Raw genomic sequence first — 10,323 nt, forward strand, 5'->3', positions numbered from 1 at the left:
GTGACGTGAACAATCACCAGCCTGCCATGACCGCCCCCTCTCAGCGAATTTGCAGAACTCTCAGCACACTACCGATGCTGTGACGAGGGCGATTGACCTATGGTTGCGCGGAGGGCTGTGATTGCCGTGCTGAAAGGTGCCGGGGCGCTCTTTCACTAAATTCAGACGCCCCCGAGGATGTTGTCAGACGATTCATTGACTACAGAGGCAGCACCTCGGCAGGCCTGGAGGCTATGATTGCGAGCAACTTCGAGACTGCAGTCCGCAACGGCCTTTAGGCAGCACTTGCCCGATTCTACTTGCTGGGGTCGGACGATGGCAAAGCCAATTGATCATCGCGTGCTTTCCCGTGTTTTGTCCCGAAGACGGCGCGGGGAATTCGAGAACCGATTTGAGAATGCTTTCGAAAAATGCCCAGGACTGGAAAATCCGGCGGCGAACGCGATCTCCGAAATTGACAGTGGGCTTTGCTCCAGAAGTCTGCGCGCGTGATCCAGGCGCACGTTTCGATAGGCTTCAAGAAATCCGATTTTCAAATGGTCCGCAAACAGCCGGTCAAGGTGGCGAATGCTGACGCCAGCGACCTTCGCCATCGCATCACGGGAAAGCGGATGTTCGATGGTGGCATCCATCTTTTCCAGGACGGCAAGCAGCGCTGGATGATGGGTGCCAAATCGCTCCGCCGACGAGCCGCGCTGTGGGGCGGTGGGTTCGCCGATTGCAGTATGGAGATACCAATCGCTGACGCGGCGAGCGAAATGCGAGCCCATCCGCTCGGAAATCATCGCATGCATCATGTCGAGGGGCGCGACGCCGCCACCGCAGGTGACCCGGTCGCCGTCTAAGACATAACGCGCCTGCCGGGGCGACAGATGTGGAAAGGCTTCCTTCAGAAGCTCGGCATGTTCCCAATGGATGGTAAAGTCCCGATTTTCCAAAAGGCCCGCCGCGGCCAGCAGGAAAGCGCCCGAAGATATGCCGCCAATCCGGGAGCCCTGGCGCGAGAGCTTGCGCAGCATCCCGTAAAGGCCGTCCCGGTCGACCCAGTCGTGACGAGTTCCACCTGCACATACAAACACGGTGTGGCAGGCTCCGCCCTTTGCCTGCAAATCATCGCAATCAATGGTGAGACCCGAAGAACTTCGCACCGGCTGGCCGCAGGAAGATAGCGGAGTGACATCATAGAGCGGTACGCCGGCGATCAGATTGGCAGCGCGCAGCGGTTCGGTGGCGGAAGCATAGGACATTAACGCGAAATTCGGCACGAGCAGGAAGCCCATGCGCTGGAGAGATCTGGACTCATTCGTCGTCATGTCCCGATTTCATATCATTATGTCCCGTTTGGGCAATTCCAATAACCAAACATGACGTACGTTGCTGGATGACAGCTCCATCAACAGGCCATTCCATGCGGTATTCGGCTCTATCCGTGCTTCTCAACGGACTTCGTGGCAATAAGACTTGGACCCCTGCCTGGCGTGCGCCGGAGCCCAAACCCCACTACGACGTGATCATCGTTGGCGGGGGCGGGCATGGCCTAGCGACGGCCTACTATCTCGCCAAGGAATTTGGCGTCACCGACGTCGCAGTACTGGAGAAGAGCTATATCGGCTCCGGCAATGTCGGGCGAAACACGACAATCATCCGCTCCAACTACCTGCTGCCGGGCAACAACCCCTTCTACGAACTGTCCATGAAGCTGTGGGAAGGCTTGGAGCAGGATTTCAATTTCAACGCCATGGTCTCTCAACGCGGCGTGCTCAATCTCTATCATTCGGACGCGCAGTGCGACGCCTATACGCGGCGCGGCAATGCCATGCTGCTGCATGGCGTTGATGCTGAACTGCTCGACCGCGAGGCGGTCCGCGCCAAGCTGCCATTCCTCGATTTCGACAGTGCCCGCTTCCCGATCCAGGGCGGCCTGCTTCAGAGCCGCGGTGGCACGGTGCGGCATGACGCGGTGGCCTGGGGCTATGCGCGTGGCGCCGACATGCGCGGCGTCGACATCATCCACCATTGTGAAGTGACCGGCATCCGCCGCGAAAACGGCAAGGTAGTCGGCGTCGAGACCACGCGCGGCTTCATAAGCTGCGGCAAGCTGGCTCTCGCGGCGGCCGGCAATTCCTCGCGCGTCGCCGAGATGGCCGATATAAAGCTGCCGCTCGAAAGCCATGTGCTGCAGGCCTTCGTCTCCGAGGGCCTGAAACCCTTCATCGATTGCGTCGTGACCTTCGGCGCGGGCCATTTCTACGTCTCGCAGTCCGACAAGGGCGGGCTCGTCTTCGGCGGCGACATCGACGGCTACAATTCCTATGCGCAACGCGGCAATCTCGCCACCGTCGAGCATGTTGCCGAGGCGGGTAAGGCGATGATCCCAGGCATTTCCCGCGTGCGCGTGCTGCGTTCATGGGGCGGGATCATGGACATGTCGATGGATGGCTCGCCGATCATCGACCGCACCCATATCGACAATCTCTACCTCAATGCCGGCTGGTGCTATGGCGGCTTCAAGGCGACGCCCGCGTCGGGCCTCTGCTTTGCGCATCTCATTGCACGCGGCACGCCGCACGAGACCGCTCGCGCCTTCCGGCTCGACCGTTTCGCGCGCGGCCATATTCTCGACGAAAACGGCCAGGGCGCCCAGCCCAACCTTCACTGATTTCCAGGGTACCTGAACATGGCAAGCCTTATTCCATGCCCTCATTGCGGCTCTCGACCGAAAGAAGAATTCACTGTGAAAGGGGCGGCACTCGTCCGGCCCGCACCCGATGCCGGAACGGGGGCGTGGATCGACTATGTCTATCTGCGCGACAATCCGCGAGGCGCCTATGAGGAATATTGGCATCATACCTCGGGCTGCCGGCGCTGGCTGGTGGTGAGCCGCGATACGGCCACGCATGAAATCTCGGGCTCCCGCGACGTTGTGCTCGACCTATCGGCGGAGGCGCTCTGATGTCCTCCTATCGACTGCCTAAGGGTGGCCTGATCGATCGCCAGGCACGCCTCGGCTTCAGCTTTGACGGCCAGTCGCTCACTGGCCATGCGGGCGATACGCTGGCTTCCGCCCTGCTCGCCAATGGCCGCCAGCTGGTGGGCCGCAGCTTCAAATACCATCGGCCTCGCGGCATCCTAACCGCGGGCGCCGCCGAACCGAATGCATTGATGACCATCGGCAGCGGAGGGCGCACGGAGGCCAATACCCGGGCTACGATGCAGGACCTTTACGACGGTCTCGAAGCCCGCAGCCAGAACCGCTGGCCTTCGCTCGATTACGACATCGGTTCGCTGAACGGCCTGCTCTCACCCTTCCTCGCCGCGGGCTTCTACTACAAGACCTTCATGTGGCCGGCGAAGCTCTGGGAAGGTCTCTACGAGCCCTTTATCCGCCGCGCCGCCGGTCTCGGCAGAGCGACCTACGAGGCCGATCCCGACCGGTACGAGAAGAGCTGGGCGCATTGCGACCTGCTGGTGATCGGCGCCGGCCCCGCCGGGCTGGCCGCCGCGCTGACCGCCGGCCGTGCCGGGGCACGTGTCATCATCCTCGACGAACATAGCCTTGCGGGCGGATCGTTGCTGTCGGAGACCGCCACCATCGATGGGGAAAACGCGCCGGCTTTTGCCAAGCGGCTCGCCGACGAGCTGGAAACGCTGCCGAATGTGCGCGTCCTGACCCGCACCACCGCTTTCGGCTGGTATGACGGCAATATCTTTGGAGCTGTGGAGCGCGCCCAGAAGCATGTGCGCAACCCCGATCCGAACAAGCCGGTCGAGCGCCTGTGGCGCATCATCGCCAAGAAGGCGCTGCTCGCCACCGGCGCCGAGGAGCGGCCTTTGGTGTTCGGCGGCAACGATATTCCCGGCGTGATGATCGCGGGTGCTATGCGCAGCTATCTCAACCACTTTGCCGTGGCCCCAGGCCAGCGCACCGCCATCTTCACCACCAATGACAGCGCCTACCCACTCGCCCGCGATCTCGAGGCGGCGGGTGTCCAGCTTACTGCAATCATCGATAGCCGCGCCGACACCCAGTTCGCCTATACCGGCAACGCTCGCCTTATCCAGGGCGCCGTCGTGTCCGACGCCAAGGGCGGCAAGACGCTCTCCAGCGTCAACGTCATGACCGCAAACGGCGCCACCGAAACCATCGCTGTGGATGCGCTTGCCATGTCCGGCGGCTTCAGCCCGATCATCCACCTTGCATGCCATCGCGGCGGCAAGCCGCAATGGTCGGATGCGCATGGCGCCTTCATGGCCCCATCTGAGACCAGGGGCCTCGCGCTCGCGGGCGGCGTCACGGGCACAACGGGATTGTCAGCAAGCTTTGCAGAGGGCGCCGCGCGAGGCGCTACCATCGCCCAAGACCTCGGGTTCGGCGCCCAACCATTCGACTCCGGTCCAGTCGATGGCGACATCATCGCTCCATCGGCCCGCCCGCTCTGGAATATTCCTGGCGTGAAGGGCAAGGCCTTCGTCGACTTCCAGAACGATGTAAGGCACATGGATCTCGGCCTTGCCGGGCAGGAAGGCTATGGCGATATCGAACTTGCCAAGCGCTACACGACATCGGGCATGGCCACCGACCAGGGCAAGCTCTCCAATGTCAACGCAACTGGCCTGCTGGCCGAAGCTCGTGGCGTTTCTCCCGCCGAAGTCGGCACGACGACCTTCCGGCCCTTCTACACGCCGATCAGCTTCGGCGCGCTGACTGGCCCGCATCACCGCAATCAATTCCAGCCAGTGCGCAAGTCGCCTCTGCATGACTGGGCCAAGAAGCAGGGCGCGGTCTTCGTGGAGACCGGCCTCTGGTATCGCTCATCCTGGTTCCCGCGGGCGGGTGAAACCAACTGGCGACAGAGCGTCGATCGCGAGGTCCTGAATGTTCGAACGAATGTCGGCATCTGCGACGTGTCGATGCTCGGCAAGATCGAGATCTGCGGCAAGGATGCGGCGGAGTTCCTCAATCGGGTCTATTCGAACGCCTTCCTGAAACTGCCGGTCGGCAAGGCGCGCTATGGTCTGATGCTGNCTGATGCTGCGCGAGGACGGCTTTATCTATGATGACGGCACGACGAGCCGCCTGGCTGACGATCGCTTCTTCATGACGACGACCACGGCCTATGCCGCCGGCGTCATGAAGCATCTCGAATTCTGCGCTCAAGTGCTGTGGCCGGAGTTCGACGTGCGGCTCGCCTCGGTCACGGACCAATGGGGACAGATGTCCGTGGTCGGGCCGAAGGCGCGCGCGACGGTGCAGGCGATCGTCGATGATGATATTTCCGACGCTGCATTCCCCTTTCTTGCGGCAAAGGAAGTCTCGCTGTTCGGCGGTCGGCTGCATGGCCGCCTGTTCCGTATCTCTTTCTCAGGCGAACTGGCCTATGAGCTTGCCGTGCCGGCCGGTTATGGCGAGAGCGTCGCCGACGCCGTTCTCCAGGCAGGCAAGGAACATGGCATCCAGCCCTACGGCGTCGAGGCGCTCAGCGTACTGCGCATCGAGAAGGGCCATGTGACGCATAACGAAATTAACGGCACGGTGATCCCATCGGACCTCGGCTTCGCAAAGATGGTATCCACCGCCAAGCCGGATTTCATCGGCAAGGCGATGCTCGGCCGCGAGGGACTGGTGGCCGAGGATCGCCCGCGCCTTGTCGGCGTCGTGCCGCTCGATCCCGCGACCACATTCCGCACCGGCTCGCATATCCTCGCCAAGGATGCCGCTGCAACCTTGGAGAATGATCAAGGCTATGTGACCTCGAGTGCCTATTCACCTCATGTCGGCTTCACCATTGGCCTTGCGCTGGTCAGGCGCGGGCCGGAACGGCATGGCGAGGAAGTATTGGTGTGGAACGGCTTGTGCGGCGAATTCACAGCAGCGCGACTATGCAACACGGTTTTTGTCGATCCGCAGAACGAGAGGCTCCATGTCTGATTTACGCCTGACTCTTCACCCGGTGCTCGGCGCCAGGACTGCGGTCACCTCTGCGGAAGTAAGGCTCTCGGCGCTGCCCGAAGGCGCAATCGTCCATGTGCTTGCAGCGCCCGGAGAACAGGACCTGGGATCCTTCCTGGGCGGACTTGGCAAAGGCGGCGTCCGGGCCGTTTCGCCGGGACATTGGTTTATCGTTGGCGACGAGCCGATGACGCATTCCGCCATTAAGACGCTGTTCGAGACGCTCGAACCGCGCGCGACGGGCGTCGACCAGAGCGCCGGCCGCGTCCGTATTCGCATCGACGGCGAACAAGCAGAACGCATCCTATCAAAGGGTACAGCCATCGACCTTTCCGTCGCCTCCTTTCCCGTCGGCCGATCGGCAACAACCCTGATCGGCCATATCGCCGCTCACATCACTCGGATCGGCAGCGACTCCTTCGAGTTAATTGTGCTCAGGAGCTTTGCTGAGAGCCTTTGGGACGATCTCACAGATGACTAGCGCTGAGTATCGATAGTTCAAAAATCTAGCGCAAAATTTGTATGTGATGCGAGTTTGCTTGCTCGCTTACTTGGCGGCTACCTTGCAGACGTCTTGTTCCAGGCCGTTTCGATTCTAAAGGCTTCAGAACCAAAGTCTGACGGGTTCCAGCGTCTTCAGGGAGGCGTAAAGATGTTCAAGATGAAGGTGGAAAGACGCCTGTTCAGTCTCTATCTAGGTGTTTGATCCCAGACTTTGATGGCGCATACTTTTCGTCCGAATCAAAGGATGCGCTATGGGCCAGGTTCTTCATGGGAGCGCCACGACGACAGAGGCGATCCGTCGAGCGATACAGCATAGTCAAGAGAGCCTGAGGGCGCTGGCGAAGCGCTACGGCATCAATCAGAAGACGGTTAGGAAGTGGAGGAACCGGACGTCGGCCGCCGATCTTCCGACTGGCCCCAGAGATCCGAAGTCGACAGTGCTATCGACTGAGGAAGAGGCGGTCATCGTCGCCTTTCGGCGTTATACGCTGCTGCCACTGGACGATTGCCTCTATGCTCTCCAACCGACGATCCCGCATCTGGCGCGGTCATCCTTGCATCGCTGCCTGCAGCGTCACGGGATAGGCAGGTTGCCGGATGTCGAGGGCGACAAGCCGGCAAGGAAGAAGTTCAAGGCCTATCCAATCGGCTACTTCCATATCGACGTCGCCGAGGTCCGAACCGAGCAGGGCAAGCTGCATATGTTCGTGGCCATAGATCGGACCTCGAAGTTCGCTTTCGTCGAGCTGCACGAGAAGGCAACGACAGCGGTCTCCGCCGATTTCCTGCGCCATCTTCTTGATGCTGTCCCTTACAAGATCCACACAGTGCTTACCGACAACGGCATTCAGTTCACGACCCCAGGTGCCGGCGGCTCGGCCGTTCCGCTGATCAAGGAAGCCATGGCGGCGGGAGAAATCATATGGGCGCACGCCTTCGAACATACTTGCGCCAAGGCCGATATCGACCACCGAACGACAAAGCCAAGGCACCCATGGACCAACGGCCAGGTCGAACGCATGAACCGCACGATCAAGGATGCGACCGTCAAACGCTTCTACTACGAGAGCCATGACCAACTGCGCCAGCATCTCGCCGATTTCGTCTTAGCCTATAATTTCGGCCGACGACTGAAGACCCTCAAGGGCCTCACGCCCTTTGAATACATCTGCAAAATCTGGACAAAAGAGCCCGAACGATTCAGGCTCCATCCAACCCATCAAACCTTGGGACTAAACATCTAGGCCCTGGATTTCGTAGTGTGCTGAGAGTTCTGCAAATTCGCTGAGAGGGGGCGGTCATGGCAGGCTGGTGATTGTTCACGTCACCNGTAGTGTGCTGAGAGTTCTGCAAATTCGCTGAGAGGGGGCGGTCATGGCAGGCTGGTGATTGTTCACGTCACCTGATTCCCGCGAAGGAACGCCACCATGACCAAGACAGAAGGTAAATCGACCAGCGCTGCCGTCAAAGACATTCTGCTTTCGAACCCGGAGGGGCTGCACGAAGTGATCCGTGCGGTAATGCAGGAGGTTCTCGAGGCCGAGATGGAGGAGGCGCTGGGTGCTTCGAAGGGCGAACGCACGCCTGAGCGCCTTGGGTATCGCTCGGGTTACTACGGCCGCACCCTTGTGACGCGGGTCGGCAAGCTTGAGCTGCGGGTTCCACAGGACCGGGCGGGTCACTTCTCCACCGAGCTGTTCGAGCGCTACCAGCGTTCGGAGCGGGCCTTGGTTGCGACGCTTGCGGAGATGTATGTGCAGGGCGTGTCGACCCGCAAGGTCAAGGCGATCACGGAAGAGCTGTGCGGTCATGCGTTCTCGGCTTCGTCGATCTCGGCCATCAACAAGCGCTTGGACGAGAGCCTGAAGGCGTTTGCCGAACGACCGCTTGAGGAGCCATTCCCCTACCTCATTCTCGATGCCCGCTACGAGAAAGTGCGCGAAGCCGGCATCGTGATGAGCCAGGCGGTGCTGATCGCGGTCGGCATCGACTGGGACGGGCGCCGGCAGATCCTGGCCGTGGAGATGGCCAATCGCGAGAGCCGCTCGGCCTGGAAGGACTTCCTCGTCGGCTTGAAACGACGCGGTCTCAAGGGCGTCGAACTGGCCGTGTCCGACGACCATGCCGGCCTGGTCGCGGCGATCGGCGAGGTGATCCCGGAAGCAGCATGGCAGCGCTGCTACGTCCACTTCCTCAGGAACGCGCTCGATCACCTGCCCAGGAAGCACGGCGACGATTGTCTGCAGGAACTGCGCTGGCTCTACGACCGGCGCGATCTCGCCGAGGCCAAGGCCGATCTCGCCGCGTGGCTGTNCTGCAGGAACTGCGCTGGCTCTACGACCGGCGCGATCTCGCCGAGGCCAAGGCCGATCTCGCCGCGTGGCTGTCCAAATGGTCCGCCCGCTACCCGCGGCTGACCACCTGGGCGGAAGAAGCCATAGAACAGACGCTGACTTTCTTCCGGCTGCCGCGTCAGCATCACAAGCACCTCAAGTCCACCAACATGCTTGAACGGCTCAACGAGGAAATCCGCCGGCGCACCTATGTCGTGCGCATCTTCCCGAACGCCGAAAGCTGCCTGCGCCTGGTCAGGGCGCTGGCCGTCGAAACCAACGAAAACTGGATGGAGGCCAACCGCTATATCAACATGGATGATCTGCGCGAGCACAAGAAGCTCGCTCTACGCCAAGCCGCATGACCAGTTTCATGATCGCCCATTTTGCAGAACTTGACGCACACAACCAGATAACAACTCGAACAGTTCATCAGATACTTCGGCCTGCCCGCCATGCGTGCTCTCGACACCCCAATCCCGGTAGGTGGATGGTAGTCAATCCATCCGTGTAAGGAAATACGGATTGGCGCCTCGCGCCTATTTATGCCTGATAACAATCTCATTGAGCAGGATCGTCGACGGATCAAGTGCCGCGTCAGCTCCATGCTCGGCTTCAAGGCGAAGGCGACCGCCAAAATTATCCTGTCTGGCATCGAGATGATCCACATGATGCAAACGGCAGGCGAGGTATGCCTACAATCCTAGCCCCTCAATCGCCGAGCAGTTAGCCATCCTCACGGCATAGAACGCCGACCCCGATTCCTGCCACCCTTTGTTCCGTTTCGATCTTTGCGACAGAACTTCCTTTGCGGCATCGAAATGGTTCACATCATGCGCAAGCGACAAGCGAGATGCGCGTTCAGTCCGAATCCATCCCTGGCCGAGCAGTTCGAAATCCTGCCACCTGGTAGACTTCGCATCAGGCCTCTCTGCGCCCCGATTTAGCTGTTGCAACAAAACCATCTATATCGCTCGACGCGGGTTCATTGCTCTGCTGCGCGCCGCTATGCGTCGCGGAAGCATGCTTTGGCCATGACGCGATTATGTCTTCCGCAGCCATGGTAATATGGCGTGAAATGGCAGCCTTGGCGCCGGGTCCGTCCTGTTCTTCTAGCCGTTCGATTATACGCTCATGTTCATAGAGGTAACGGCCGAGACTCGGATGCCCATTAAGGACCCCAAAATAGGGGCCTATCTGCAACCAAAGCATTTCTATGCAGGGCAGCAGCGTCTCGGATCCAGCCGCCTCATATATCACAAAATGGAATGCTCGATTAGCGCCGAGCACACCGCTGAAATCCGACTTACCTGCACATTCGATCTCCCGACGCAGCAACTTCCGGAGGAGCTTTACAAGCTTTGGCGTTGCATTTTCCGCTGCCCATAATGTGGCCAGTCCTTCGATCCCCAGTCGCACTCGACAAAGATCTCGTACCGTCTCCGGAGAAAATTCCGGCACTTGTACAGCCCGGTTCGGCAACGAGATAAAGGCTCTAAGCGCGACTAGGCGACGAACTGCTTCCCGAACAGGCAT

6 protein-coding genes and 4 pseudogenes are annotated in these 10,323 nt (G+C 60.3%); 8 read left to right on the forward strand and 2 right to left on the reverse strand.

The annotated features are described in order from the left end of the window. Positions 1-332: 332 nt before the first annotated feature. The gene (locus X733_RS136805) at positions 333-1,313 is read right to left on the reverse strand and encodes a GlxA family transcriptional regulator (RefSeq protein ID WP_031194333.1); all 981 of its coding nucleotides are present in this window, start codon (positions 1,311-1,313) and stop codon (positions 333-335) included. A gap of 95 nt (positions 1,314-1,408) precedes the next feature. Between X733_RS136805 and X733_RS136800 the strand changes: the two genes are divergently transcribed. The 8 genes and pseudogenes from X733_RS136800 to X733_RS1000000171195 form a co-directional block, all read left to right on the forward strand. Beyond that, complete coding sequence (locus X733_RS136800; RefSeq protein ID WP_031194335.1) at positions 1,409-2,659, forward strand: sarcosine oxidase subunit beta family protein; 1,251 nt, start codon at positions 1,409-1,411, stop codon at positions 2,657-2,659. An 18-nt stretch (positions 2,660-2,677) separates the two neighbouring features. Beyond that, on the forward strand, positions 2,678-2,953 hold the full coding sequence (locus X733_RS0136335; protein WP_031194337.1) for a sarcosine oxidase subunit delta: 276 nt from the start codon (positions 2,678-2,680) through the stop codon (positions 2,951-2,953). Then, a pseudogene (locus X733_RS01000000166950) lies at positions 2,953-5,929 on the forward strand (sarcosine oxidase subunit alpha family protein). Before X733_RS0136335 ends, X733_RS01000000166950 begins: the two are co-directional and overlap by 1 nt. After that, the gene (locus X733_RS136795; RefSeq protein ID WP_031194339.1) at positions 5,922-6,431 is read left to right on the forward strand and encodes a sarcosine oxidase subunit gamma; all 510 of its coding nucleotides are present in this window, start codon (positions 5,922-5,924) and stop codon (positions 6,429-6,431) included. The pseudogene X733_RS01000000166950 and the gene X733_RS136795 overlap by 8 nt, the downstream one beginning before the upstream one ends. A 274-nt stretch (positions 6,432-6,705) precedes the next feature. Then, complete coding sequence (locus tag X733_RS136790) at positions 6,706-7,698, forward strand: IS481 family transposase (protein WP_031194341.1); 993 nt, start codon at positions 6,706-6,708, stop codon at positions 7,696-7,698. Between the two features lie 183 nt (positions 7,699-7,881). Continuing rightward, positions 7,882-9,152, forward strand: a pseudogene (locus X733_RS01000000166955) (IS256 family transposase). A gap of 189 nt (positions 9,153-9,341) precedes the next feature. Then, positions 9,342-9,464: pseudogene (locus X733_RS1000000169185) on the forward strand (DDE-type integrase/transposase/recombinase); the annotation flags it as partial. Positions 9,465-9,530: 66 nt separating this feature from the next. After that, positions 9,531-9,734, forward strand: a pseudogene (locus X733_RS1000000171195) (hypothetical protein); the annotation flags it as partial. Here the strand turns inward: X733_RS1000000171195 and X733_RS1000000167440 are convergent. Then, the coding region (locus X733_RS1000000167440; RefSeq protein WP_081740790.1) for a GntR family transcriptional regulator at positions 9,709-10,323 on the reverse strand (615 nt) is incomplete at its 5' end. The pseudogene X733_RS1000000171195 and the gene X733_RS1000000167440 overlap by 26 nt on opposite strands.

The organism is Mesorhizobium sp. L2C066B000 (assembly GCF_000502335.1).
Classification (GTDB): Bacteria; Pseudomonadota; Alphaproteobacteria; order Rhizobiales; family Rhizobiaceae; genus Mesorhizobium.